The sequence below is a fragment of the Microbulbifer maximicatervae (SeqCode) genome, from assembly GCF_052467305.1.
The window spans coordinates 1,887,815-1,914,547 of sequence record NZ_CP174306.1; the positions used below are offsets into that span (position 1 = coordinate 1,887,815).

General features: G+C 47.2%; 23 protein-coding genes. 17 read left to right on the forward strand and 6 right to left on the reverse strand.

What is annotated here, in order from left to right:
- The 6 genes from gspK (at nt 1) to ACJJI4_RS08495 (ending at nt 5,934) form a co-directional block, all read left to right on the forward strand.
- Entirely contained in the window at nt 1-1,002 is a 1,002-nt protein-coding gene (gene gspK / locus ACJJI4_RS08470) for a type II secretion system minor pseudopilin GspK (RefSeq protein ID WP_444927724.1), read from the forward strand.
- 11 nt (nt 1,003-1,013) lie between these two features.
- Nucleotides 1,014-2,357 carry a type II secretion system protein GspL gene (gspL, locus tag ACJJI4_RS08475; protein ID WP_444927725.1) on the forward strand — a complete coding sequence of 448 codons (1,344 nt, stop codon included), beginning with the start codon at nt 1,014-1,016 and terminating at the stop codon, nt 2,355-2,357.
- 57 nt (nt 2,358-2,414) lie between these two features.
- Nucleotides 2,415-2,903, forward strand: coding sequence for a type II secretion system protein M (locus tag ACJJI4_RS08480; RefSeq protein WP_413665700.1), 489 nt, complete (start codon nt 2,415-2,417; stop codon nt 2,901-2,903).
- A 185-nt stretch (nt 2,904-3,088) separates the two neighbouring features.
- On the forward strand, nt 3,089-3,361 hold the full coding sequence (locus ACJJI4_RS08485; RefSeq protein ID WP_282932716.1) for an acetyltransferase: 273 nt from the start codon (nt 3,089-3,091) through the stop codon (nt 3,359-3,361).
- Between the two features lie 109 nt (nt 3,362-3,470).
- A complete protein-coding gene (locus tag ACJJI4_RS08490; protein ID WP_282932717.1) occupies nt 3,471-3,674 on the forward strand; it encodes a DUF2788 domain-containing protein in 204 nt (67 codons plus the stop codon).
- A gap of 46 nt (nt 3,675-3,720) precedes the next feature.
- Entirely contained in the window at nt 3,721-5,934 is a 2,214-nt protein-coding gene (locus ACJJI4_RS08495; RefSeq protein ID WP_444897210.1) for a hybrid sensor histidine kinase/response regulator, read from the forward strand.
- 227 nt (nt 5,935-6,161) lie between these two features.
- Here ACJJI4_RS08495 and ACJJI4_RS08500 read toward each other — a convergent pair whose 3' ends face one another.
- Nucleotides 6,162-9,299, reverse strand: a complete 3,138-nt coding sequence (locus ACJJI4_RS08500; protein ID WP_444927726.1) for a TonB-dependent receptor — start codon at nt 9,297-9,299, stop codon at nt 6,162-6,164.
- A gap of 234 nt (nt 9,300-9,533) precedes the next feature.
- Between ACJJI4_RS08500 and ACJJI4_RS08505 the strand changes: the two genes are divergently transcribed.
- The gene (locus ACJJI4_RS08505; protein WP_444927727.1) at nt 9,534-10,358 is read left to right on the forward strand and encodes a S1/P1 nuclease; all 825 of its coding nucleotides are present in this window, start codon (nt 9,534-9,536) and stop codon (nt 10,356-10,358) included.
- Between the two features lie 999 nt (nt 10,359-11,357).
- Nucleotides 11,358-11,930 carry a hypothetical protein gene (locus ACJJI4_RS08510; RefSeq protein WP_444897213.1) on the forward strand — a complete coding sequence of 191 codons (573 nt, stop codon included), beginning with the start codon at nt 11,358-11,360 and terminating at the stop codon, nt 11,928-11,930.
- Nucleotides 11,931-12,071: 141 nt separating this feature from the next.
- Here ACJJI4_RS08510 and ACJJI4_RS08515 read toward each other — a convergent pair whose 3' ends face one another.
- Nucleotides 12,072-12,980 (reverse strand): aldo/keto reductase, encoded by a 909-nt coding sequence (locus ACJJI4_RS08515; protein ID WP_444927728.1) that lies wholly within the window; start codon nt 12,978-12,980, stop codon nt 12,072-12,074.
- A 238-nt stretch (nt 12,981-13,218) separates the two neighbouring features.
- Between ACJJI4_RS08515 and ACJJI4_RS08520 the strand changes: the two genes are divergently transcribed.
- The 6 genes from ACJJI4_RS08520 to ACJJI4_RS08545 all read left to right on the forward strand — a co-directional run bounded on the left by ACJJI4_RS08520 (nt 13,219) and on the right by ACJJI4_RS08545 (nt 18,609).
- Nucleotides 13,219-13,557, forward strand: coding sequence for a hypothetical protein (locus tag ACJJI4_RS08520; RefSeq protein WP_413665706.1), 339 nt, complete (start codon nt 13,219-13,221; stop codon nt 13,555-13,557).
- 269 nt (nt 13,558-13,826) lie between these two features.
- The gene (locus ACJJI4_RS08525) at nt 13,827-14,213 is read left to right on the forward strand and encodes a c-type cytochrome (protein WP_444912999.1); all 387 of its coding nucleotides are present in this window, start codon (nt 13,827-13,829) and stop codon (nt 14,211-14,213) included.
- Between the two features lie 5 nt (nt 14,214-14,218).
- Complete coding sequence (locus ACJJI4_RS08530) at nt 14,219-15,613, forward strand: FAD-linked oxidoreductase, L-gulonolactone oxidase family (protein WP_444927729.1); 1,395 nt, start codon at nt 14,219-14,221, stop codon at nt 15,611-15,613.
- Nucleotides 15,614-15,654: 41 nt separating this feature from the next.
- The gene (locus tag ACJJI4_RS08535) at nt 15,655-16,944 is read left to right on the forward strand and encodes a DSD1 family PLP-dependent enzyme (RefSeq protein ID WP_444927730.1); all 1,290 of its coding nucleotides are present in this window, start codon (nt 15,655-15,657) and stop codon (nt 16,942-16,944) included.
- Nucleotides 16,945-17,035: 91 nt separating this feature from the next.
- The gene (locus ACJJI4_RS08540) at nt 17,036-17,461 is read left to right on the forward strand and encodes a hypothetical protein (protein WP_413665710.1); all 426 of its coding nucleotides are present in this window, start codon (nt 17,036-17,038) and stop codon (nt 17,459-17,461) included.
- Between the two features lie 428 nt (nt 17,462-17,889).
- Complete coding sequence (locus ACJJI4_RS08545) at nt 17,890-18,609, forward strand: hypothetical protein (RefSeq protein WP_444927731.1); 720 nt, start codon at nt 17,890-17,892, stop codon at nt 18,607-18,609.
- A gap of 790 nt (nt 18,610-19,399) precedes the next feature.
- Here the strand turns inward: ACJJI4_RS08545 and ACJJI4_RS08550 are convergent.
- Both ACJJI4_RS08550 and ACJJI4_RS08555 read right to left on the reverse strand, forming a co-directional pair.
- Nucleotides 19,400-20,041: a hypothetical protein gene (locus ACJJI4_RS08550; protein WP_444927732.1), complete on the reverse strand. Its 642-nt coding sequence runs from the start codon at nt 20,039-20,041 to the stop codon at nt 19,400-19,402.
- A gap of 368 nt (nt 20,042-20,409) precedes the next feature.
- Nucleotides 20,410-21,318, reverse strand: coding sequence for a LysR family transcriptional regulator (locus ACJJI4_RS08555; RefSeq protein WP_444927733.1), 909 nt, complete (start codon nt 21,316-21,318; stop codon nt 20,410-20,412).
- Nucleotides 21,319-21,469: 151 nt separating this feature from the next.
- Between ACJJI4_RS08555 and ACJJI4_RS08560 the strand changes: the two genes are divergently transcribed.
- The 3 genes from ACJJI4_RS08560 to ACJJI4_RS08570 all read left to right on the forward strand — a co-directional run bounded on the left by ACJJI4_RS08560 (nt 21,470) and on the right by ACJJI4_RS08570 (nt 24,008).
- Nucleotides 21,470-22,492, forward strand: coding sequence for an NADP-dependent oxidoreductase (locus ACJJI4_RS08560; RefSeq protein WP_444927734.1), 1,023 nt, complete (start codon nt 21,470-21,472; stop codon nt 22,490-22,492).
- 218 nt (nt 22,493-22,710) lie between these two features.
- On the forward strand, nt 22,711-23,367 hold the full coding sequence (locus tag ACJJI4_RS08565) for a DUF6962 family protein (RefSeq protein ID WP_444927735.1): 657 nt from the start codon (nt 22,711-22,713) through the stop codon (nt 23,365-23,367).
- Between the two features lie 47 nt (nt 23,368-23,414).
- Entirely contained in the window at nt 23,415-24,008 is a 594-nt protein-coding gene (locus ACJJI4_RS08570) for a cytochrome b (RefSeq protein WP_444927736.1), read from the forward strand.
- Nucleotides 24,009-24,276: 268 nt separating this feature from the next.
- Here ACJJI4_RS08570 and arsJ read toward each other — a convergent pair whose 3' ends face one another.
- Together arsJ and ACJJI4_RS08580 are read right to left on the reverse strand one after the other, a co-directional pair.
- A complete protein-coding gene (gene arsJ / locus ACJJI4_RS08575) occupies nt 24,277-25,524 on the reverse strand; it encodes an organoarsenical effux MFS transporter ArsJ (RefSeq protein WP_444927737.1) in 1,248 nt (415 codons plus the stop codon).
- Between the two features lie 120 nt (nt 25,525-25,644).
- The gene (locus ACJJI4_RS08580; protein WP_444927738.1) at nt 25,645-26,649 is read right to left on the reverse strand and encodes an ArsJ-associated glyceraldehyde-3-phosphate dehydrogenase; all 1,005 of its coding nucleotides are present in this window, start codon (nt 26,647-26,649) and stop codon (nt 25,645-25,647) included.
- Between the last annotated feature and the right edge of the window lie 84 nt (nt 26,650-26,733).

Below are 26,733 nucleotides of genomic sequence, written 5' to 3' on the forward strand. Positions count from 1 at the left end.
ATGAAAGGTAGAAAAATGCCGAGGTCGCTGGCTCGTCAAAAAGGGGTGGCTCTGATTGTTGTACTGCTGGTGATGGTGATTGCCATCGCGGCGGTATCCCACGCTATCTTGCGCGATCAGATTGCGATTTCCCGCAGCGGTGCACTGTTGGCCAACACACAGTTGGCAGAGTTTGTTGAAGCGGCTGAGGCCTGGACACGGGTAGCGCTGTTGGAAGATTTCGAGGAAGACCAGGAAGAGGAGGAAACCGCAGACCATGCCTTAGAGGCCTGGGCATTCCCAGTTCTGCAGTTCAATCCTGATAATGGCAAAATTCGCATGAATATCAAAGACTTACACTCATGTTTTAACGTGAATAATTTGTCTGATAGCAGCGATAGTGATCAATTCGAGATCTTCCAGCGCCTGGTGAATAATGTTACCGGCAAGTCTGACCTGGCCAAGTCAATTGCAGATTGGGTGGACGATGGCGATACCCCGCGAACCTCGGGGACAGAGGATGACGGCTACCTGGGAAGGGAACTTGCCCACAGAACACCGGACATGATGATCACTGATATTACTGAGTTGTCATCGGTAGTAGATATGGAATTAGAGGACTGGGAGAAACTTGTGCCTTTCCTTTGTGCCCTCCCGGAGACAGGAACCCTGGTGAATATCAACACGGCTTCTGAGGAGTTGATCGAGGCGATTGAGCCTTCCGCAAGTGTTTCCAAATTGGTGCAACTTCGCGAGTCGGGCGGTTATATCAGTGACTCGAGTGAATATGCAGATTATGAAATCGCTAACTCGGGGCCTTTTACTTTTCAAAGCCAGCACTTTCTGGCGCGAATTGCTGTCCAACTCGGAAGCGATGGCGAATACAGGCAGTATTGGGAGTCCGCCCTGGTTCGGAATAGTACAGATGGCAAGGTTCGGGTGCGCCAGCGCCAGCGCCGGGCCTTTTCTGGTCAAATGATGCAGGAGTTGCTCGAGTACGAAAGCACTGAAGAGAGCGAATAGTTAGAAATTGTATGTTTAAAAAGAAAAGCATTAACGAGATTGAAGCCCCTACAGCGCCTCCTCAGTCGTCTCTGGTTCTGCTGCGGCTGAGCGAAACTGCTGACCTGACTCTGCGCTTGCATCAGTGGCAAGAGGGTAATTGGCAACAAGTAGCCTTGGATTCAGAATTTGCTCAGGCATTTAATCCCGAATTTGAAGTTGTCGAAGAGCAGCCTGAATTCCCTCAGCTCAACCTCCCTGAGGGAGCCAAAGCGCTACTGATGGTGCCTGGTAACTGGGTATGGAGCGGCCTCGAAACTATACCTAAGGCAGCTCGTCGCCAGGCAAGTGCCATTGGTTACATGGTTGAGGAGCATTTGGCCCAGGATGTCGAGGACTTACACTTTGCCTGCAGACCCCGCACCGGTGATCTCTGCAGCGTATACGCCATTGATGTTGAAAAAATAGAAGCGCTTCACTCCCAGTTGGAGCGGCTCCAGTGGCCGCTGGCTGCTGTAGTGCCGGAGTATGAATTACTTAGCTTGATCGAAGGTGACATTCGCCTGTGGCTGGATGGTGGCCAAGCGCATATCTGGAAAGGTGCTGGGCAGGGTCTAACTGTTAATCGCGATTTTTTACAACCTCTTCTTGGTTCGCTATTAGTTGATGAAGGTGATGAATCTGAAAGCGAAGACGATTCTGAAAGCGGCGAGCCGATCGATAACAAACAGGTAGTACTGCTGGGAGCTGGCGAGCAGGATGGGCTGCTGATTGCTGAGTTGGAATCCCAGTTTGGCGATGGCTTACAGTTGAACCAGCGCTCAGCGGAAGAAGTCTTTATTGAGCGGTTCAAGTTGGGACTGCTAACAAACTTGCTAACTGGAGATTACCAGTTATCGAGTAATAAGAGCGCTGCGGTTTGGTGGATGCGCCCGGCTAAAGTTGCTGCCGCTTGTTTTGTTATCCAGCTACTGTTTTTCGTTGGTGCCGGTGCTTTTTATCAGTGGAAGGGCAACCAGTCTGAAGAGCAGGCCCGGGCGATGTTTACGGAATTGTTCCCGAATACTCGACCGTCTGCCCAGATGCGCCGACAGCTTGAAGGTTTCCTGAAAGGCGCGGGTAATCAGGGTGGTGCTTTCTCTACCCAGATGCAGCAGTTGAGCAAAGTCTGGATTGCTCACAAAGGGGGCGCATTAAAATTACAGTCCCTTCGTTTTGATGGCCAGCGTGGAGAAATGGTGTTGCAGCTTCAGGCAGAAAACCTGTCTGATCTCGATGCATTTGTCAGCAAGCTATCTGGCGGTGGGATCAAGGCGGACCTGTTAGGTGCGAACGAGTTGAAAAAAGGCGTTTCAGGCCGTATTCGCTTACGTTAGAGCCAGCGGTTTACATAAAGCAGCCAGGCGTAAGAAGAGATTGGTGGTAGCAATATAATGAAAGAACAGATCGAACAGTGGCGCCAAAAATGGCAGGCACTTCCGCCCAATGACCAGAGAGCCTTGGGTCTGCTGAGTATATTCGGAGCCGTAATTTTTATTGTTTATGGCCTGTACTCCCCGGCAAAGGGCTTCTTTGATGAGTCCCGCTTGCGAGCGGAAGAAAATCGTGAGCTGGTTAACTGGATGGAGGGCCAGCGCCCGACGCTGGAGCGAATAAAGCCCGCAGGTGGTGGTGCTGGTGGTGCTTCAGGTACTCTTTTGCAGCGCGTTACTGGTGCGGCCAAACAAAACCAGATTGTGATTAAGCGCTTTGAGCCTGAGGGTGAAAACCGCATCCGATTGTGGATTGAAGAAGTCCGTTACCAGGATTTGCAACCCTGGTTGAATCGCCTAATGCAGGAGAAAATGGCTGTTCGCACGATTAATCTGGATGCCCTTGCGGATGAAGGTATGGTCTCCGCTCGATTGACGATCGAAGGCTAGTAACCTCCCTACTGACAGGCTCGAATATAGAACTCGAGCCTGCTTCTCCCCGGTAACCACCTCTTTAGCGCACTCTGTCATCGGCGCTCCCAATCGTGTGCACCCTCACAGAAGGAGGGCGGTTTTAGGCGGAAATGTCATCTTTAGCCCTATACTGGATTAGTAATGAGGAAAAAGGTGCCACTATGCTTTTTAAAGACATATCCACCAAGCATTTGGTAGAAGTGGCTGATATTGTCACACTTTCGAATCCCTACGAGCTGACTGTGGTAGGCCGTTATTTGTGGGGTGAAGAGATTCAGGACCCAGAAGTCTTCGATAAAACTGACTTATGCTTCCTCTCTGGTGAGCCACTTCCTAGATGCTGGCATGACAGCCGCTACCGGGATAAAGAGGTTCGCAGGCTTCGTTGCGGCACTCACGCTTCAGAGGATGGCGACTACTATCAGGGTGCTTGAATTTATAGTTTTACCAAATGGTACTGTGGTCGACTAGATTTTGCCAATGACTTACCAGTTGCCCTTAAGCACTGTACAATGCGCGCCAATTTTTTAAGCGAATGCACGCATGACATTTGAGCAGTTTGAAGAGTATTCCCTGTGGTTGGGAATCGGTGCACTAATTCTATTTATGGTGTTTATTGTTTGGAACCTGGCAAAAGACTCCAAGGCTGGTAGATTTGGAACATTTATTCTGTTCCTCGCTCTGGGGCTTGGATTGCTGGGATTTCTAATAAAGACCGTTTTGGTTGAAGTACTCGGGATAGGCTAGGGAGCTTCAATGGCACCGGATACCCAGTCTCTCAGGGAAGGTCGCAATGTCTATATTTGATCGCCCTGAACTCAAGGTTCAAAAAGACAGACGTATTTGCCGCGCAACTGATATGCGTATCGCCAAATATACCCGGCGCGGCATGGTGCTCTCCCTTTTTGCATTTCTGATCGCAGCCTCTATTGGCGACATGCGCCTAGAAGCTCCGCGCCTGTTATTAACAATGGGAATCGGCCTGGTAGTACTAACCCTGATCAGGGGCTACTACGTTTTTCGCTTCGACCACCTGTATGGCTCGGGACCAAATCGTTGGCGCAATCGTTACTTCCTGTTCTCGATTATCGGCTCAGCCTGGTGGGGTATTACCTTATTTTACTTTGTCTATTTAATGGGGTTTGCGCCTGAGACCCACTTCCTGTGGATCTACTCAGTAATCTTTTGCTCCAGTGTCACCACCGTATTTTCTCCCTACCATCGTTTCCTGACTTGGTTCACCGCAACCTCACTACTGCCAGCAGCGCTAATGGCACTGTTCTCGGGCATGATCCTGGGGACCATCTACGGGACTCTCACCCTCGCTTTTATTTGGCTGACTGCCCACCAGGGCCGTCGCGAATCGGAGAACTATTGGGAGCGTCTGTCTGCGATGCAGGAGCTGCAACAGAGAGCGAGTAGCCTGGCTGCAGCCCGCAAACACTCTGAAGCTGCAGTTGAACTGACCAATGAGTTCATAGTTAATATCGGACAGGAATTCCGCAGTCAGCTGTCTGATTCCCTTGGTGCCTTAGCGCTGCTCGAAGCTGAGCCATTGAGTGACCGTCAGCGCGAATGGGTAGAGCTGGCCAAGGTTGCCAGTAGCCAGCAACTCAAACTGGTTGATAATGTGGGCTTGTTTACCCGGGTGGCTCGCAAAGATATTCGGTTGCGCCAGGGCCCGTTTAACCTAGTTAAGACTGTAGAAAAATCATTCAAGTTTGCAGCGAGAGCTGCCCACAGTCAGGAGTTGGAATTTAACTTCCAGATTGATGACAATCTCCCGGTGATGGTGACAGGGGATAATCGCAAAACGGCCCAGCTGATTCGCAATCTGGTGGACTCCGCTACTGGCATTGCCCAAAGAGGCGAGCTGTGGGGTGAGGTATCTTATAACCCGATCACCACGGTAGAAGGGCAGCTCTCGATCACTTTGATGGATGATGGGCGCGGTGAGATATTGCCGGACGAGAGCGAACTTTTCGGTGCCTTCTCCCGTATGGATACCACCCAGGTTACTACTGGCCTTGGGCTGTCGATAGCTAAAGGTTTAGCTGAAGCGATGGGCGGTTATCTACAGCTGCATTCAACGCCGGATGGCAACCGCTATCAGGTGGTGATCAAGTATTCTACAGAGCCAAATCAGCGAACCTATCTCACACCGGATAGGAAATTACAGGATATTGAAGTCCTGTTAATTCACCAGAAGGGCCTGTTTATTTCAGGTCTGGTGCAGGTGCTGCGTTCTTTTGGGATGGATGTAAAGTCCATCCGCTGGTGCGAAGGTTGCGAGTGCGAAGTCCAGCAGTTGCTGCGCCAAGCGGTAGAGCGCAACCAATTGGTAATGATGGCACCGGCAATGGGGGATTCGACTCTTTTCGACTCCATTACGCCTTTCTTTGAAGAGTCCCAAGGGGCAAAAGATAAAGAGAGTCGCCTGGTATGCCTGGGCGGCTTTGGCCAGAAAAGTGAGTTCACTCATTTGCAGCAACTCTTACCATCGGCACAGTATCTGAGTCGACCGGTGACCCGTAAAGAACTGCACGATGCGTTAGTGGGATTACTGTTTGGCGGTGCGAAAAGAAGCTGTCGAAGAGTGGTTACCGGTGGGGCGGATCAGCCGCGCCACTACTCATTGCTCTTGGTCGAGGAGTCTAGGCCTCATCAATGGGTGACTGAGGAAATGCTTCAGGCCCTAGGTTACCAGGTAGATATAGCGGTAGATGCGGATGATGCTTTAGTTCGCTTGTCTGAAGGTCATTATGATTTGGTGTTAGTGGACTGCCAGCAAAATACGGATCATAGTGCGCAGATTATCGAGATACTGCGTCGCTGGGAGTCTGAGCACCGCCCGGATGATCGCCTGCCTATTGTTGCTGTAACCAGTACTACTGAAGAGCAATTTGAGGGCCGTTGCCTGGCAGCAGGAATGGATGATTTTCTGACCAAGCCACTGAGTAAAGATCTTCTTCGGGAAACCTTGGCGCGTTGGCTGGGTAGTGCTTAGCTTACAGATCCTGCTTTGATATTCAGTATAAAAACCGCACTTCAGTGCGGTTTTTTTATTTCCCATTTACTCAAGGTGGGCGTCTTGTGGCTTTGGAAGTTGGGAAAAGTGCTATTCCAAAGACTCATTATCAGTCGCTATTGAAATGATCGGCACCGAGAAACGGTTTTTGATTAGGGAAATAGGAATGGCCGCAGCAAATGCTGCGGCATTCGACAAAGTGTGGGTTAGAACTCGTAGCGAATTCCCATACGAGCACTCCATAGAGAGGCATCGGTCACTCGGGTTTGCCCCGCTGGATCCAGGAATTCCTCAAATACGTAGCGCCCTTGGTCATCGATACTGGCCGTTACCGCTGACTGATAGCGAGGGAATCCGCCCTCATACATAACACCCCATTCGTCATTCAGTAGGTTGCCCAGGTTTTCAATAACAAAGTACGCATTAACCCGGTCTTCCGCGCGCCACCCCGGTAGTTGTTGGTCGATACGCAAATCGAACTTGGTCCACCAATCACTGTTAAGTGAATTGCGTTCCATAGTCCCGCTATCCAGGTCTTCAGAGTCAACCCAGGCGAAGAAGGCCTCAGTATCGAAGTCATCTGCAAATACAACATTGGCATCATCGGTGCCCGTGGGTACGTAGAGTAGGCCTCGACCCCAGCCCGCATCACCAAAGATCTGATCACCAAATGTGTAGCTGTAAGGAATGCCTTCATTGGCAGAACCAAACAAGGTGAATCGTGTTTCGTAGCCTGAGAAAAACTCTTGGGTGTAATCCAACTTCAAAGTGAAGCGATGGGGAACTACATAGTTTGATGTTGCAGTGCCTGGATTCTGTGCATCAGCGGTAGCGATTTTGGTGTAATTGGAGTAAGCCACTGAGCTGGTCATGGGGTTAACATCTTCAGCTTCGGTGAAGGCATAGCCAAGGGCAATACTCAGGCCAAAATCAAAAGACTTGCTGAGGCCGAGAGAAAGTACGCTGGAATAACCGGAGTCGCCATCCACATTGGTCAGCATGAAGTCTTCGCTGCGACCATTGGCACTGCCGTAAATCGGGCGCCCATCAGCAGTCGAGTCAATTTGCTCAAGAGAGATATCTTGAATAATTGCGGCATCTTGATAATCGCTGTACAAATAGTCTATAGATGCTAAATAACCGGATTCAAATTCGTAGCTACCGCCGATTGCATACTTCCAGATGGATGGCAGTTCAAAATCCGGATCCATCAGGTTGACCCCACCTACAGAACCATCACTATTTGCGACCATATCATAGAGGTCTTGTGGGATTTCATAGATCGGATCGCCGTTATTGGTCCAGTCCATATCAAATAGGGGGGTGCCGCTTCTATCTTGGGCTTCGATTTGCAGAACACCATTATTTGAGTAGTTATTGGAAATCCATACATTGGGATTCCCACCGGAGTAAAGGCCGATACCACCGTGTAACTCCAGGCTATCGTTAAGGTTCCAGCTCAGGCCCAGGCGGGGCTGTAACAGGTCCAGGCCATCCATATTGTGCTGGTTGGAAAAGCCATAAGTAGAGGTTATGTCTGCGTTAGCTACTGGCTTGTCATCACTGCTATAGCGGTCGTAGCGAAGTCCCGCAACCACTGTCAGGTCTAGATTTGCGAAGGTGTATTCGTCCTGTGCGTAGAGTGTATCGATGCTGTAACTGAATTCAGCGGCGGCGTCTAAAATATGGTTGGTGCCAGCTGCATTCTCATAAGTAATACGGTTGGCAGTCCCAGCTTCAAAATCTTCGATGCTATCGAAACGGTATTCTCCTGCAGCCTCCTGTATAAACAGGTTGTAGACCTCGAAGTTTTCATGTTCATAGCCGGCGGTTATGTTGTGTTCACCCAACAGCAATTTACCGGCGAGCTTAAATGTCAGGTTTTCATAGCTCAGCTTGTTGGCATGGCGAGAATCATCAGCACCTAGATAGACTGTCGCACGGGAGTCATTGCCGTCGTTGTCATGATCGTTGTAAGTGGTGATTTGAACTTCACCAAAATCAGTTCCGCCCAGGGAGTTTTGGCGGTTGTCCAAATCGGAGTAGCCAATTTTCATCTCTGTAGAAAATATGTCACTCCAATCAGAGAAAAGCTGTGCCACATAGGAGTTTAATTCGGCTCCGCGCTTGTAGTAGTGGTTGGACAATTCCAGCTCATTGGGGTCACTGTCGGCCTCGGCTATAGAGAAACCGTCGTTGTAGTTGTAAGTAAATGCAGCGCGGTGGTCGTCAGAGATATTCCAATCAAGTTTCACCAATAGCTTTTCGTCTTCTTCTGGAATACTGGTGGGTAGGCTTCCTGGATTGTAGCCATAGACTTCGTTTGAAATACGAACAATCTCATCGAGCTGCTCCTGGGAAACCCCCTGGACTTCGGTGGCAGAACTACTCCCTGCCGGCCCCCGGTCAAAAGTGGCAACGCCTTCCAGCTTTTCATAGGCAGCAAAGAAAAAGAGTTTATCTTCGATAATGGCTCCACCGAGAGTTGCGTTGTAGCGCTTCTCATCAAAGCTGGCCACATCGATATCGTCACCTTCCAGGGAGTCACCACGGAAACCATCATCGGTGTAGTCGTAGAAAAATGAACCATGCCACTCATTGGTGCCGGACTTGGTCACTGCGTTGATATTACAAGCGCTGAAACCGCCGTACTGAACATCGAACGGCGCCAGTTCGACGGCGACATGATCGATAGCATCATACGAGAACGGCATACGTTCAGTGGGGTAGCCATTGCTATTCAGGCCGAAGTTGTCATTCATGCGTACGCCATCAACCGTAAGGCTATTGAAGCGAGGGTTAGCGCCGGCGCACTGGATAGCATCAACATTGGCTTCATCCACATAAACTCGTGGATCGAGACGTAGCACATCCTTGATATCGCGATTAATGGAAGGGGCGCTGGCAAGGTCGTCACTGTTAAAGTGCGAAGATGGACCTACAGCTAAGCGGGAGGTGCTGAGCGCTTGTCCTAATACGGTTACTTCTTCCAGATTGCTAGTGCCGAGGGTTAGGCTCAGAGGGAGAATATCACCAACGGAGAGGTAGATATCTTCAATAACTCGCTGGCCTTCCTCGGAATCGATGGTGACGGTGTAGGGGCCACCCACTCGCAGGCCACTCAGGTTAAATTGCCCCGCGTCGCTGACTTCTACTTCACGGCGGCTATTGGAGGGGGTGTGAACCACTGTTACAGTCGCATTGGTAATTGCTTGACCGTTACTTGCGGAAATAGAGCCGCGAATGCCGGCTGCAGTTTCCTGTGCCTGAGATACCTGCGCCATACTGGCAACAGAAAAAATCGCCGCAGATAGTAATACGCGCGGGAACAGAGAAGGTTTCATAGCGTTTTCCTGGTCTAAAGAATTGCCAACTCAAGTGGCCCAAGTAATTATCGAGTTTTGCTCTTGCAACTTAGGTTCCAAGTTCCAGTGGGGACTGTTATGTGATTTTTATTGGGTACTGTCTAAGAGCTGAAGCGATTATGTAGTGCACATATAAATAAATTATTACAGCCGTGAACTTGTCACATACTGGCGTTAAAGTACGCAGCAAATTCACTCTGGCGGACATGCCCAATGAGCATACGATTGATAATTGCCCGTATAGCAGTTGCACTATTTGGACTCACAGCTATGACACAAGCACACGCTTGGGGAGATGATGGTCACAGGGTCGTTGGAGAAATTGCATGGCATTACCTGGACCCGGAGGTAGCCGCCGAAATAGAGTTGCTCCTTGATGAAGTCGGTGAGCCGCACCTAGCTGAATCCACAACTTGGGCTGATCGAATTAGGTCTGATGAGACTTATAACTGGGCTGCGCCGCTTCACTATATAAACTTGTCTCGAGACTGGTCTGCTTATGTTGAGGAGCGGGATTGCCCAGCTGCAGGATGCATATTGAAGGCGATTCAAAGATATCAGGAAGTATTGGCCGATCGCTCGCGCACCAAGACGGAGCGTGCAGAAGCACTGATGTTTATTGCCCACTTTGTTGGCGACCTTCATCAGCCATTACATACCGGATTATTTTCAGATAAAGGGGGTAATGATGTGGAAGTCCAATTCTATGGGGTCGAAACGAATTTACACGCGCTCTGGGACATCCATATGGTCGCCCGTTTGTTTTTAGACTGGCAAGATTACGCTCAGGAGCAAACGGATAAAATTAGTGCGGCTGAGAGGCAGATCTGGCAGTCTACCTCGGCCGAAGTTTGGGCCCGGGAGTCTCATCACTTAGCCCATGGTCTCGCCTATACCAGCGAAACACAACTTGGGGAAAAGTACTTTCTGCGCTGTCAGGACTCCCTTGAAAAGCGTTTGCAGCAGGGGGGAGTTCGCCTGGCCTCTGTTCTAAACAGTGCACTTGGTAACCCTGCGATCGATGTGGCTAATAAGTAAATTCTTTCTTGGGGCTCGCCTCAGTCTACGCAATTGCTGTGGTGAGCCAAAAGTGAAGTTTCAAAACCAGTCGAATTATCCTCTTTTATCTTTATTCTCTTGATGTCTATTGGTTAATTAATTGGAATATCATCAATTTGTCCGATAAGCAGTCGGTAATTGCCTAGAACTGTAGATATGTAAAGTTATCTATTTCGAAAGATGGCTGAAATTTGCAATCACTATCCCCATTTAAATGTTTGCTCAAGTAAGTAGGGGGGAGTGAAATCTTTAGCTCAAGTAGCTCGTGAGTAATGCGATTGAGCAGGTTGGGGAGGGAAAGTTAAAGGCGATTGTGGATGAGAGAAAGAATCTTTAGAGTAGCTTCCCCTCAGCCTTTTGAGTCTTCCTTGTACAGGTATGCCTATAAAAGGAATCCTTTATGCGGGAGTTTTTAGTATGTGAGTTCTCTTATGGTTGTTGTTTTGTAATTTCCTAATAATTTTCATGATTCAACTATACTTGGTGATAAGCAAATAATATCTAATAACTACTTTATATCCTTTCATATCTTGAATTTATTGTGGACCCATTGGGTTGTTTGCGATTCTCTGATAAATTTTAGAGGATGCATAACTCCTATTTTACTTTGCCTCTCAGTTATCTCTTCTCTTCAGCTTGAAATATTTCCCGTGTTGACACGGTAGTGCCAGATTTGGTATCAAATAATCTAGAGTTATATAGAAAGTCTGTCAATTTTCATTAGGTCCTGAGTAATAAAAATAATAATTCAGTGGCTTTAGCGATGAATTGAAAGAGTTCTTGAATTGTCAAAATATTAAATAACAATTTTGGCAAAAAATTTCATAGTCGTTATGGAGGATGTGGGCGATGAGCGGAAGAGGTTTTAATCCTAGGGCGTGTGGAGGATACTTTGCAGGTATTTGTTTTGTATCCAGTTTGAGGTCATACGGTTCTCTTTTTTCCAGGTTTTACGCGCAGTGGTGGAATAATGGTGGAGTGGAAAGTTCTCTGGGTAGAACATGGAATGGTCACACGGCATTAATATCAGGTCACAATGGTGTTATCGATACTATTGTAGGTTGGGACCCCAACAGTTCTTGGGATGCATTTAAAGGCTCAGTGGGCGGGCGTCACAATAGTATGAGGCCTATTGCTGGTCGTTGGCGTGATGACACAGGGATGAATGCAGACCCAACAGCTCAATATTATGGCCTGCAAGTTAGCCAGACGCAGCATGATAATTTCAGAGATTTTTTGCAGCAAGATCTTTTGGGTACCCAGGGTTTCGGGCCCCACCTCAATAATATCGGAGTCTCATACCATTATGCATTTGCCCCAGGAAAGTGGATGGAGCGTTTGAGTTCCCTAGAGGGGAATAATAATGGTCAGCTGCAAGTCATTTCCAACTGTTCAGATGCTGCCTTCCATGTGCTTGCAAGCTTTCTTTATGAGTGGCGAAAGGCAAATCTGGTAACCGAACTGGCATCTTTTATGAATAATGGGGATGAGAAAAATAAAAATATGTCCCAGGGGCGCTTGATGCAGTGGTCAAGCCAGATGGGGCCGTAGAACAAATATACTTGTCTGGTTGATGGGTGGTGTAACCGAATTAAAGTTACACCACCCAATTGTTAAGCAAGAGATTAGTCTTAATAAATTATTTTTTGCGTAAGCCAAGTAATCAATAATTTGTTAGGCTGAAAGCTGGATCTAGGGAACTTCAATCCCTTTAGAGGCGGTCCATATTCTATACCACTGTTCTCTACTCAAATTGAGTTTCAGGCTTTCTATCGCCGACTGAACGCGTTCAATTTTTCCCGACCCCATAATTGCTAGGGGCTTGGAGGGAAAGCGTCGTACCCACGCATAGATTACCTGGTCAATACTGGCTGCCCCGATTTCCTCCTTGATACCTTCCAGGGCGATTCGTAACCGTGTTGCCTGGGTGCTTGATCCACTAAAAATTTCCCCTCCAGCTAAGCAGGACCAAGCCATAGGATGAATTCTATATTGCTGCAGTTGATCGAGAGTTCCATCCTCCGCAGCGCTAAAATTGATAGGATTAATCTCGACCTGATTAGTCACCAGTGGTGAGCTCAGGCGGGACTGCAACAAATCAAATTGCTGGGAGGTAAAGTTGGAAACACCGAAATGTAATACCTTACCGGACTTCTGCAGTTCGGCGAATGTGCTGGCAATTTCATCTGCATCCATCAAAACATCAGGTCGGTGAAGAAGCAGGATGTCGATGTGCTCTACACCGAGGTGGGCTAAGGAGTTATTAACCGAGTGCTGAATATGTTCAGCGCTGGAGTCATAGTACTTAACTTTCCTGTTTGGATATTTTTCAGAAAGCAATTTGATATTGCACTTGGTGACAATCTCGATGTGATTGCGAACAGATCTATCCAGCTTAAGGGCCTCGCCGAATAACTGTTCGCAGGAGTAATCTCCGTAAATATCAGCATGATCTACGGTGGTAACCCCTATATCTATATGTTGCTTTAGGAATGTCAGGCGCTCCTGAGGGCTTAAATTCCAATCACTCACACGCCAATAGCCTTGGATCAACTCTGACAGTTCTGGTCCTTTTGGAGAAGCTAGCACTCTATTAACCACTGAATACCCACCTGATCGAAAAGCATTAGGGTATTCCTGTTCCTGTTGATACTCAACGCCTAAAGTAGAAGGGTAGGCAGCCCAAAGTCGCCATCGGTGTCATAAATGTCATTGAGTCATGCTGATCGTTGAGCTAGCTGACAACTGAAACCGGAGCAACTTTAGAGTCATTCTCAATGCCCTGATGTTCTGAGGATCACTAAAGAGGCTTGGGCTTTTACCTTCACAGGAGCACCGCATGGTTAGTACCGAGGAAAAAGTTTCCGGCTGGTTGATAATTACTTACTCAATTTTGATGTTATTGATATCCAGCGCAATATTGTTATTCCTATACGCAGTTTTTGGGAATTCAATTTTGAGTATGCCATTCAATATATTCAGTCTTATGGGGTTGATGATAATACTGTTTGCGTCTTTGAATATTTTGGGGGTCTTTGCTGGCATTGCTGTCCTTTTGGATAAAAGGTATGCCCCAGAATTAGCTTTAATATTTTCAACAGTGAGTGTACTAAATGTTCCGCTGGGCACTTTGGTCGGTGGTTTCTATTTATGGCTATATATTCGTAAATATAAATAGCTCTTTTTGATGTTTGCAAAGCCTGTCTACTGTTAACAAGAGTCATTTTATCTCTGTAATAAATGCTGATTTTAACTTCGAGATGTGCATACGCTTTGGTTCTCTAAGTGGTACGCAAATAAATTACGATAGAAATAATTGAGAACAGGCAACTCAAGTAGTTGTTTTAGCAGTCATCATGATTAACAATAGTGCCAGCGATATGTACACGATAGCTTTGGCAATAGCCAAAAAGAAATAAACAACAATAATGTAGTAGGTGTACGCATATGGAACTGGAAGTCTTGCGCCAGAGCTTTAAGCTCTTGTCTCTTTTTTTGGTACTAAATGTCATTCAAGGATGTTCTGAGCCTCCACAAAATAGTGAAAAAAGCCGGGCAATGTTGACCCAAAGAGCGCTGTCTCTTGCGCCCGCTGATCCGGAAATCGCTGAAATATATACTCGCACTTGCCGCAGCTGTCACAGCACTGGCGCCAGCGCCGCACCCCTTACCGGAGATTTGGCCAACTGGAAGCCCCGTATGGAGAAGGGGATGGATGTGTTGGTGGAAAATGCGATCAATGGGTTTCAGGGTATGCCGCCACTAGGCCTTTGTTTTGAGTGCTCCCCCGAGCAGTTTGAACAGTTGATTGTTTTTATGGCTACAGCGGAGTAAAGGATATGGGGTTCAATCGTCGCCAGTTTATTAATTCTATTGCGATCGGCTCCGCATCATTAGCGGCCGCGCCCATCTCATCAGTTGCACGCACCTTATTGCAAGCTGCAGCCCCACCGACAAAAAAAGCGGGTGTTCGATGGCGGAACTGGTCTGGTTCACAAGAGTGTCTGCCGGCCCATCGTCTGGCACCCAAAGATATTCCTGCACTGCAAACGATAATTGCGGAAGCGCAAGGTACGGTCAGGGCGGTAGGTGCGGGTCACTCCTTCACTGCACTGGTACCCACTGACGACACAATTATTTCATTGGGCCGCATTACTGGCGTCGCCGACCACGATTCCGACAAGGTCCAGGCGACAATCTACGCTGGAACCCGTGTAGCAGACATTGGCCAACCCTTAGAGGATATTGGTCAAGCGCTGATTAACCAACCAGATATCGATGAGCAGACTTTAGGTGGTTGCCTAGCAACCGCGACCCATGGAACCGGTGCAGGCTTGGGTTGTATGTCCAGCTATGCAACGGGTATGGAACTGGTGACCGCAGGCGGGGATACGCTTTGGTGTGATGGTGAGCAAAACCCCGAGGTGTTCGCGGCAGCGCAAGTATCCCTTGGCAGCCTGGGTATGGTGACCAAGGTGCGTATGCAGAACCAGCCCAGCTACCGTTTGCGGCGTGAATCTTGGGTAGCGCCCCTGGAAGAGGTGTTGGATCAGGCTCCAGCACTGGCAGAGGCCAATCGGAACTTTGAATTTTACTATATCCCGTTTTCTGGGATGTGCATGGCTGATTCCCACCAGCCGACCACAGAGGAAATCTTCTCTACGGAGCGGGAGGATACTAATGAAGCAGTAATGACCCTGAAATCTGTGCGGGACTGGCTGGGTTGGTCACCGAAGTTGCGTCAGTTTGCGCTGCAAAATGCGATGGAAGATATCGAGAGGGAAGTCGTTGTCGAGTCCTCCTGGCGGAATTACGCCAGTGAGCGAAACGTACGTTTCAATGAAATGGAGTATCACCTGCCCCGTGAGGACGGTTTGAAAGCCTTCGCGGAAATACGTCGGACGATTGAGGAAAATAATCTGGATGTTTTCTTCCCTATCGAGGTGCGTTTCGTTAAAGCTGACGATATCTGGCTGAGCCCGTTTTATAAGCAAGATTCCGTATCCATCGCCATACACCGCTACTTCGAAGAGGACCACCTACCGCTGTTCCAGGCCATTGAGCCCATTATGCGCAAATATGGGGGCCGTCCGCACTGGGGCAAGTTGAATAAGCTACAAGGCTCGGACTTTGCCGAGCTCTACCCTCAGTGGCAGGATTTTCTTAAAGTTCGCCGAGAGCTAGACCCCAATGGCAAGTTTTTAAACCCCTATCTGAAAACGCTTTTTACCTGAGCAACACTGCTCAGCAGTGAACCCTCAAAGAGGAAAGCACAATGGATATCAAGCGACGAAAGCTAATACTAGGTGGGGTCGCGTTAGGAGCGGTGGCAGGTGTCGCCGCTCTTCGCCCTAAAGCGCAAGGGCAGGGAGGGCACAGCGAATACTTCTCCAGTGTTTCTAAAGCTCTGGATAATGCCGGCTTTTCTGGTCCCACCTTAGTCGTAGACCTGGAGAATCTGCAAAAGAACGCCGATATATTAGCCGGTCACCTCAGGGGTTACTATGACTACCGGGTAGTGGCTAAATCTTTGCCCTCGCTAAACCTGCTGGATGCTATTACTCAGCGAACAAATACCAATCGCATCATGGTATTTCAGCTGCCATTTTTACAGCAACTGGTTAAATCTTATCCAGCGAGTGATATTTTACTGGGTAAACCTCTCCCGATTACTGCGGCAAAGGCCTTTTATTTTAGCACTAGGGCGGAGCATTTTGATTCTACGCGGCAGTTACAGTGGCTGGTTGACAGCCCCCGCAGACTTAATCAATACGCCGATCTGGCGCGATCGCTCAAACAATCCTTGCGAATTAATATCGAGATTGATGTAGGCCTACACCGGGGTGGCATTGCCAGTGCGGAAGATCTCTCCGCGATGCTCGGTATCATTCAGCGGGAACCCTATTTGGAATTTTCCGGTTTTATGGGTTACGACGCCCACGCCGCAAAAATGCCAGGTGTTCTCGGTGGACCTGAAAAGGCAATCACTCGGGGGTTGGATATTTACCAAAGCAGGGTGGAGCAAGCTAAGATCCAGCTGGGAAGTGTATTCCCGAAGGCGGCCACTTTGAACGCTGCCGGTAGCCCAACCTACCAACTGTACAAATCCCGAGCAGACCGGGCTCCCTGTAACGAGATTGCCGCTGGCTCGTGCCTGGTTAAACCGGTGGGCTTTGATATTCCCACTCTGTCCGATCATTTACCAGCGGCGTATATCGCAAGTCCGGTATTGAAGAAATTGTCACAGACACAGATACCCGGCATAGAAGGGCTCACCGGACCCTTTAGTTGGTTGAACCCAAATCGGGAGCAAAGCTTCTTTATATCTGGCGGCTATTGGAAGGCGGAGCCAGAATCACCAAAAGGTCTATCGATCAACCCCATCTATGGCCGCTCCAGCAACCAAGAAATGCTGAATGGCTCAAAAAAGGTACTGCTGAATGAAGACGACTGGGTCTTTCTCCGGCCCACACAGAGTGAGTCCGTGTTCCTACAGTTTGGTGATATTGCGGTCTATAGCAAAGGCGAGATAGTGGATCTCTGGCCGGTAATGAGTAATTCCTGAGGATTCAACCCCTGCTACGGGGTAAGTACAAATTTGTTTAATAGGCGTACTGACCTTAGTGGCGGGCAAACAACAAGTCTTGGAGATATTGATGATCTATGAAGTTGTTTTGGTGTTAAACACGATTTGGTTTCTGATGGGATTTAACGTTTTCTCTTTGAGAAACCATATATTTGCGAAGTTACTGGTACCCAGGGAACAAAGGGATACCCCCGTATTTAATATCTTGGCAGAATCGGGAAAATTTCTGGGTGGTTTTAACCTGTCGTTGGCGCTACTCAATATACTACTGCTAATCAGCCCCTCAGTATTTGCTACGGAGGTGCAACGCGCTACGTTGTTGCTGGTGTTTGCTGTCACTCACGGAACTCAGTTTATTTACAATGTCCCGGTAGCCCTACAAAACCGAAAAGGTGAAGGGCCGTGGCAAGTTAAAGGCGTGATGCGTTTTATTTTTATCACTGACTTTATAATGATGTCACTGAATCTAATAGCCGCACTTTGGATACTCCTCTGAACTTTAAACCCTATGAAATTCGGCCACGATTCTTATTGTGGCCGATAATGATCAGCATGCCAAATCAGTAGTGAGAATGTCATTGTTAAAGTCGATGGGCGAACTTTAATTTCTACAGAAAACGTCGGCGTATAATGTCTCTATTGCAGTTATTGGGTCAAACTAAATAGGTACCTAATAATGTGTCGGCGGTGTTTATAATTGGTTCTCGCCGGACAAAATTTGAGTCATTTCTTACGGCGCAGTACACAGGTGATTGTGTGCTCAGGATTGCTGATATTATATTCAGGGCATGGGAGGGATTGTTAGCCCCCCCCAATTTAACTATTTGCTTATCTGATTTCAGGCAGATAATTCCCCTCGCTTTCCAAGTTTATAAGTTGACAACTAGTTGCTAACGGAATTTCCTCAATTATAGGGACGACATAATGTACTTTAGAGTTAGTTCTGCGGGGTATGATATTTCAGGTGATATTGAATGGTTTGCGAGCTCTAAGCCTTACAATCCTCCACAGGGGATTGTGCATAGATCACTGCATAACCAGGCAGGAGTTATAGGTCCATTGCCAGGAGATATGGCTCGCTCCGCAATGGGGCTAATTAGCGGTGATTTGGGAGCAATAATTGGGGATCGAGATTCTGGGCTGGGGCGCAGCTGGGAGAGGCTTCACCTAATTGGAGTAAGCGCGGGTATTTTACATGAACGCCGTTACTCTAATTACAATACGATCATTGGCAGTCATGGTCTAAATACTGCGATGATCTCCTTTGAAGGTGTTGCGAATTGGGTCTTAAATCAAAATCGTAAATTTTTCTATATTGTCAATGTGGACAAACAAAAAGTACTTAACTTTACGGATCGAAATGGAAACGTCAGAGTAGAATCTGTACCCACGAAGCTCCGTCAGGCTATCACATATACATCGGAGCTGGACCCCAATATTTGGATTACTATACGGCAAGAACACCATGACTCTCGGACGGCAAGTTTAGCTGATAATCAAGCTATTGATTACAGTGCAAGTATTACTGATGAGCTGAAAATGAAGAAAAGTAATTGGGAACGTATTCGGGGTCGAATAGCCGCCATTGATCAACAGATTATAGATTGCCAAAATAATGCTCGCTGGAATCTGATTGACCTTTGACTTCTTGCTGATAATTATGTTGAAAACAATAAGCTGATTATTTAGTTTGTGACTAATTATGGTAATTTGGCAAATTAAGGCGGCCCGATTCTCAAGAGATTAACTAGGTTAATGAATTAGTATAAAGGGGGTTTATATATTGCTTCATAGCGCTTATCTAAGTAACCGATAAATAGCGAGCTAAATGCCGATATTTTAATGGTCACACTTAGAATCACCTTCTTTGAATTAAGTGTTGAGCAACATGCGACTCAGTGGCGTGATAGGATAGCTAATTAGGGCCGCTTACTAGACTCAGTAGGTATCTAAAATTAACCACCCAAGTAACACTTAAATTGGGTATGTAAATACCTCAGGCATATTAGGAATAATAAAATGACCAAATACCAACAATATGTTAATATTTTCATGAATTCCTAGAATGCTATAGATAGCCTTTATGGGCTGACCTATCATTATGACGTTGAAATACCTGATTCGCCGTTTTGGTTACCTTCTGTCACTTTTTTATGTCTGGGTCTGTAGGTATGCGTGAGTGGATGCTAAGCATTATTTTTACGGTTATCTGTTGTCATTCAAGTGATATAGATGTGCTAGGAATACACGGTTAACCGCTTTAGATAATATTGCTAAGTAGACATCCGAGGTGAAAACAGGCTCCCCGCTCTGTTGTGCGCTTACTTTTTGTATGGGTACTTTGTGCTCGGTTGGTCTTCGGCTTTATAAATGTTAGTGAAGAGATTGGAGGGCGCCTACCTTCCAATAGTAATTTTTCGGGTAGGCGAAATTATTAATCAAACTGCTGAACTTCAAAAAAGCCTAAAAGCTCGTCCTTTCGACCAATATTTTGCGTGTAAAAGGTCCACTGACCACTATCATCTCGAACCCCGAATACCCGTGCACAGGTATCGTAGTATGCGGTACCAAGTCTTGCTTGCTTCTTCTTGAACTGTGCTCCTTTTCTACCTCCTTTGGGGCCGCCTATTGAAAGTCGCCTCTCTCCGGTTACATCGGGAGTTTTTACCATCATCTCCAGCTCATCTCTTTGCTTGCTCCCCTTGATAGTCCCCCCCTGGGAAACATCGCCTGCAACATGAATAACCGTTACACTTTTACTCTGGTCGTCATGGAACTTGAAGGTCATTCGACAATTACTGAGATGGGAGGTAAAAAAGTAAGGGGGACTTTTACTATTTAGAGTTACAGGCACAGCTTTTTGTCGAGCCCAGGTGAGATATGTTGCTTTCTTGCCAGAATTTCCGCTTTTTACCATCATGATTTTGTTGGGTTTTACAAATTCAAAATCAAACTCAATTTCGTAAGCTCCTGATTTACTGTCGAAGGCCTCTGTATTAAAGTCGAGCTCATAGGTTTTAAAAGCTAATTCAACATCTTTTTCTAATAAGCTGATAAAGTCATCATAACTTGGCATGGCTCAATCCTTATGTCGCCGGCTGTTTTGATATAAGTGGTTTGCCTTGGTTTATTGGTGCTAGCTCTCCCTTTTAGTTACTCATAGATAAATATATTTTTGGCATAATTTCTATCTTTCAACCTAGCATATCCCCCATTATGCTTCCAAGAAAATCTACGGGTAGCTTGAAATAGATCAATTTTTATTTTTCTGTGAGGTTGTTATATGTCTAGTGTGTTGGTGGCTCGGGATATAAGTTTGTAATCGAATATAAATCTTTTCGAATAGTAGCGAGAGAAAAGTGATTCTCTAATGGCGATCTTAATCAAATTAGCATTAGTGATCGATATGATTTAAATAGTAAAGCAAGGGGTTTTAGCTTTCTTCTATCGCCCATTCAAATTTTCATAGATAAAATCTACGCAAAGCTTTATTTTGGGAATTTGGTATTTAGTGCGCTCATAAAGAAGAAATACTCCCAGATCGCCACCGGGGCTGACTGAGACTTTATCCTCGCAAGGTACCTGTACAAGCTCCCCTGTATCTAGATAGTTACAAATACTCCAGGAAGGTACGCAGAACATACCGCGGTGATTGAGGGCGGCTGCTGTTAATGCTTTGCCGTTATTGCTGATAACTTTTGGAGTCAACTTCAGGGGCTCCCAGTGCTCGTCATTGAGTATGTACCACTCAATGACGCCACGCGGTCCCCGGTATTGCAAGGTAGCAATTGACTCAATCGCCGACTTGTTTAAGGGGAAGCTATACTCCAACTTGTCGATAAACTGCGGTGTGGCCACGAGGGTGAACTCATTATCCGATAGGCGTTTGGCAATAACATGCTCATCTGGGGCAAACCCTCCGCGAATCGCAATATCAACGGGATCTTTCCCTAACTGGGACAGGTCATCGTTATAGGTTAAGTCGAATACGATATTGGGGTAACGTTGGGCAAACTTCTCAAGAAGGGGGGTTAAATGCTGCTCTCCATAAGTTGGGAGACAGCTGATGCGTATCAGACCGTTGGGCGCTTCAAAAGTCTGGCTAACCAGTTCATCAGCCTGTTCAAGCTGGCGAATTGCTTTACTTATCATCGAATAGTAGAGCTTTCCGAGCTCAGTAACCTTGACTTGGCGGGTACTGCGTTGCAGTAACTCCACTCCTAAGGACTGCTCCAGATCTTTTACGCGGCGAGAGATTGATGAAGCGGGAACCTCGAATTCCTCAGCAACTGCAGTAAAGCTATTCAGTTCTACCACCCGCTTGAAGTAACGCAATGCCCTGATTTTGTCCATAATCAACTTCTAACTGTCTGTCATCGGCTCAAAATATCCCCCATTATTGCCAAAATGACAAAAGACTTATACCTATTACCACCTGTTTTTATGCTCGCAGTATGGGCACTATCGCTTTCAATGTTTGTTGAACCGATTGTTAGGATGACCAATGAAAGCTTTGAAAATGACTCGCTATGGGGATATTGATAGCAGCCTGGAGTTTCAGTCAGCTGAGGTTCCCACCCCCAAGGCTGGTGAAGTTTTGCTTCGGGTGCATGCCGCTAGCATAAATCCAGTTGATAACATGATGTTGCGGGGGGAGCTTAAATCGGTACGAAAGGAAGTATTTCCGGTTGGTATTGGCCGGGATGTCAGTGGTGAAGTTGTAGCAGTGGGGAATAATGTTGCTGGATACAGTGTAGGGGACCTGGTGTTTTCCAGGGTGGGGGAGGATCATGTGGGCACTATTGCAGAATATCTCACCGTTAGTGTTTCCCACTTGGCTGCAAAGCCCAAAAACTTGTCACACAGTGAAGCGGCGGGTATTCCGCTCGTTGGGCTGACCTCCTATCAGTCTTTGATCAAAGTTGCGGGTCTGAAGTCCGGCGAGAAAGTGCTGATACATGCAGGCTCAGGTGGTGTTGGCTCTATGGCGATCCAATTGGCGAAGTCTGTAGGCGCCTATGTGGTGACTACAACAAGTAGCGCGAATGTGGAGTGGGTGAAAGCACTCGGTGCCGACCTTGTTATTGATTATAAAAAAGATGACTACCGACAATTACTATCTGATATGGATGTCGTATTCGATACTTTGGGTGGTCAGTATGCTTTGGATGCATTTCAGGTCCTGAAAACTGGTGGGCGTGTTGTCTCTGTTAAAGGGGCTTTAGATCCGCAGACAGCTAAAGAGCTTGGGCTAGGTTGGTTACTCCGCAAGCTAGTGGCGCTTAAGTCGCGAAAGCTAATGAAGGCAGCAAAGGGAAAATCCGCGCTCTATCGAATGGTTATTATGGAAGCCAATGGAGAGCAGTTGAATGAGTTGGGGGATCTGTACCAGCAGAAGATTCTCTCCCCGGTGATAGACAAGGTCTACCCTTTAGAGCAGGGCAAAGACGCATTGTCATATCTTGCTTCCGGGCGAGCAAAAGGTAAGGTGATTGTTTCGATGAATGATCCGATAAGTAACAAATAGCTAGGAGCTAAATTTAACCTGGGCGCCAGAATTTTTATTTGAATGAGGCTGTTGGCTTTGGATATTCTCTTACGGTATAAGATTTTGGGGTCGCTGAATTTATTTAATAATATAAATTTTAAAATAGTAGAGATATATTGATATGAAAGTAGACTGCTTAAAGTTTCTATTAGCTTTAAGTTGAAGTCGTAGCCGACTGATGGTCTCCCTTAGGCAAAATGAAAATTGTGCATGATGAAATAGAACTGACCACTGCGGCAACCGATCTAGGGTTGGCTTTTGTTGCAATATATGGTGTTTTATATCTTCTGATATATGTGAATGGCCCATCCTGGAAGAGGGATATTTGGATCTGTTTCTTTAGCTTCATGTTTATCGTTTCATTAATGGCTGCTGCATATCATGGGATTTCACTATCACCGAGTGCTCGCCATTTTTTGTGGTATGGCGTGCTTGTGTTATTTGGGCTTCTTATCTCTACATTTGTGTTGGCTGTCGCAGTCGACTTCATAGGGGAAGGGTTTTCCAAGCGTTTTATTCCGGTCATATTTGGTATTTACCTAGCTGTACTTATAGGCTCTATGTTTTTGAAAGATAAGTTTCTTGGATTTGCGATTTATCAAATGTTGATTTCTAGCGTAGCTTTAGTTGTCTATATTGCGATATCTGTGGCCGAGAAGAAGTATCTACCTGGAAGTTGGTTAATGGCACTAGGCGCTTTGATCAGTATTGTCGCAATGCTGATCCAAATAAACGGTACATTATCATTTGAATTTATCTGGAAGTTTAATTACAACGGCATTTATCATATCGTTCAAACTGTTGGTATTGCATGTTTTATTATCGGGTTGCACAGATATTTCTCAACAAGATAATATAAGTATTATCAATAATATTCAGCCCATATAGAAAAGTGGTTAAAGTGAGTCTACGAAATAATCCGAACGGCTATGGTTCAGTAGCGAAGTGGCTACATTGGTTAACGGCCTTATTGTTTTTGGGGTCCTATATTTCAGTCTACTACCGCCAGTGGTTTACCCAAGAGGATACACCGGCGAATTGGACTGCCTTGCAGTTACATCTATCTATTGGCGTCACCATTGGGGTGATCGTCATCTTAAGAATCGTATGGCGTCTCACTAATCCGCCACCGCCATTAGAACCAGGTAGCTCCCTGGAACACTTTGCCGCTCATACCGGTCATGTTCTTCTCTACTTGATTATGATCGTCGCTCCGCTAACAGGGTATATCGGAACAGGTGTGGATACGGATTACTTTTTCCTGTTTGAAATTCCTAAGTTTGAGAGCACCCAAGCCTTTGTGGCGATAGTTCAGGATCGGATGGGGATGACATTCGAACAGTTTGAGAAGCCGGTCGATTTTATCCATAAAGAGATCCTGGGAGAGTGGGTGGTCTGGATCTTAATCCTGGGGCATGTAATGGCCGCTCTATATCACCACTACATCAAAAAGGATCGGACTTTGCTGAGAATGACCGTGACTAAAAAGTCATAGTTCTTGCGATGGTTTTGGCAGAAAGTAGTGGCAAATAGGCATTGAGTGCCAAATCCAGACATTTTAACCTCGAGTTTTTGCAGCTCCTGTGGAGCTGTGCACTTGGACTTGAGGTGGGTGTTATATGAGGTATTTGGTCCTTGCTTTGATTCTATTTCAAATGGGGTGCATACCTGAGTCCAAACTGTATCGAATCGCGCAGGTCGAAATGGTCCCGCAGCCTACTTGCCAGCCTTCGCTGGCAAGTAGCACTCATGCTGCTATCGGATCAGCTCCTACTTAAGCTGCCAACCTCCTGAGCCCCGGTTTTGTGTCTGGGCAAGCCCAGAGAAACCAGTGCGGTCAACAGCAGAAAAGCGCTGGAAATAAGCAGGCAAGCCACCAACCCCTGAGTTTGGAATACCCACCCCGAGAGCAGTGTCCCGAGCAATCGCCCAGCGGCATTTGCCATATAGTAGAAGCCCACATCCATAGAGACGCCATCTTCCCGAGCATAGGCAACTATCAAGTAGCTGTGTAAAGATGAGTTTACGGCGAAGAGTACAGCAAACATCAAAAGTCCACCCATTACGGCGAGCTGTGGATCCACCCCTTTGTGTAATGCGATTGCGATTAAAGCGGGCACTGCAGTGAGCGCTATTGCCCAGAAGAGCGCGGTTCGCCCATCCGGAGCCTGGGCTGAACGTGCTGTCGTGACCTTTGGGGCCTGGGTTTGCACTATGCCGTAACCGATCACCCAGGATGCCAGGAAGGCACCTACCTGCCAGTGGCTCCAACCGAACTGGCTGGCCAGGAAAATCGGTAGGGCAATAACAAACCAAACATCCCGGGAAGCAAACAAGAGTAAGCGCGCGGCTGACAATATATTGACTGCGGGACTCTTGGAAAAGATATCTCTGAATCGGCTTTTTACTTTGGTTTTCCCTAAGTCCCGCTTAAGAAATTTGAGACTCAATATCCAAACTATTCCAAGAGCTAGGGCCATCGATGCAATCGCGCCCTGAAAGTCAAGTGCGGCGAGTAGGGCACCGCCGAGGAAGAAGCCCAAGCCCTTTAGCGCGTTTTTCGAGCCGGTTAAGAGGGCGATCCAACGATACAAGGTGCCACTGGCCTGATCGGGCACCAGTAACTTGATTGAGCTCTTCGCACTCATTTTATTCAGGTCTTTGGCGATACCGGAGAGGGCTTGGGCAGCCATAACCAAGGGGACTGAGAGATACTGACTGGGTGCCAGCAGTATGGAAAGAGCAACAACCTGTAAGGCCAGTCCCAAATTCATGGTCCGGTTGAGTCCAGTCCGGGCACCGAGCCAGCCGCCGACAAGATTAGTGACTACGCCAAAGAATTCGTAGAAAAGGAAAAGCAAGGCTATTTGCAAAGGGCTGTAGCCGAGTTCGTGAAAGTGCAGCAGCACCAGCATGCGCAGAGCGCCGTCAGTCAAAGTAAATGCCCAGTAATTGCCTGTTACCAGCAAGTATTGGCGCACTGGCGACGATAAATTGTGAAGAAACTGCATGATCTTGTTCTGTGTACTGCTACTTACTAAAAGCAGGAGGAAAAAATATGAGCTCATGGAGAGGCGTACCCCTCAGGTGCAGTGTGTTCTTTCCTTCCGGCCCCGTTGTACTTTGGCTGCTTAGCCCATGGTGCCAATCATTCGAGCCAATTCCGCCGTGCGGTTGGCGTAACCCCATTCATTGTCATACCAGGCGTAAACTTTTACCTGGGTGCCGTTAACGACCATGGTCGATAGAGCATCGATAATGCTCGATCTGGGGTCGGTTTTGTAATCCACGGAGACGAGGGGCCTTTCCTCATAGCCGAGGATATCTTTTAGTTCACCCTCTGCAGCGTCCTTAAATAACTGGTTTACTGCCTCTGGGGTAGTGGCGGTTTCTACTTCGAAAACACAATCGGTAATGGATGCGTTGGCGAGGGGAACACGAACTGCGTGGCCGTTTAGGCGGCCGGACAACTCTGGAAAGATGGTGGCAATAGCTGTAGCTGAACCTGTTGTTGTGGGAATCAGGCTGGCACCACATGCGCGGGCTCTGCGCAGATCTCCATGGGGTGCGTCGAGGATAGTCTGGGTATTGGTGATATCGTGAATAGTGGTGATTGAACCGTGACGAATACCCAGGTTTTCGTGAATAACTTTTACTACTGGAGCAAGGCAGTTAGTCGTACAGGAAGCGGCGGTAATAATCTGGTGTTTGTCTGGCTGGTATATATGTTGATTCACTCCAAGGACAATGTTCGGTACCCCATCCTCTTTAACTGGTGCAGAGACCAACACCTTCTTTACTCCTTGATCCAGGTAGGGTTGAAGAAGTTCGGTAGTTTTCATTTTACCGGAGGCCTCTACAACCAGATCACAGTTTTTCCAATTAGTCTCTGCAATAGCGGAATTGCGGCTACAGGTTATTGTTTTGCCATCAACCTGAATTGTGTCATCAACGGCTTTCGCCTCTCTGTGCCAGCGCCCGTGTACAGAGTCAAAGTTGAGCAGGTGGGCGAGAGTGGCTGCATCACCGGCAGGATCGTTAATCTGGACAAACTCAACTTCAGGCCAATCCCAGGCAGCGCGTAATACCAGCCGGCCAATTCGGCCAAATCCATTGATCCCAATTTTGATGGTCATTGTTAGTTTTGCTCCGTTTCTGCCAGGCACATATGAAAAATCATATATATCTGGATAGTTTAAATCTTAGGTAGGCAGGCGGTA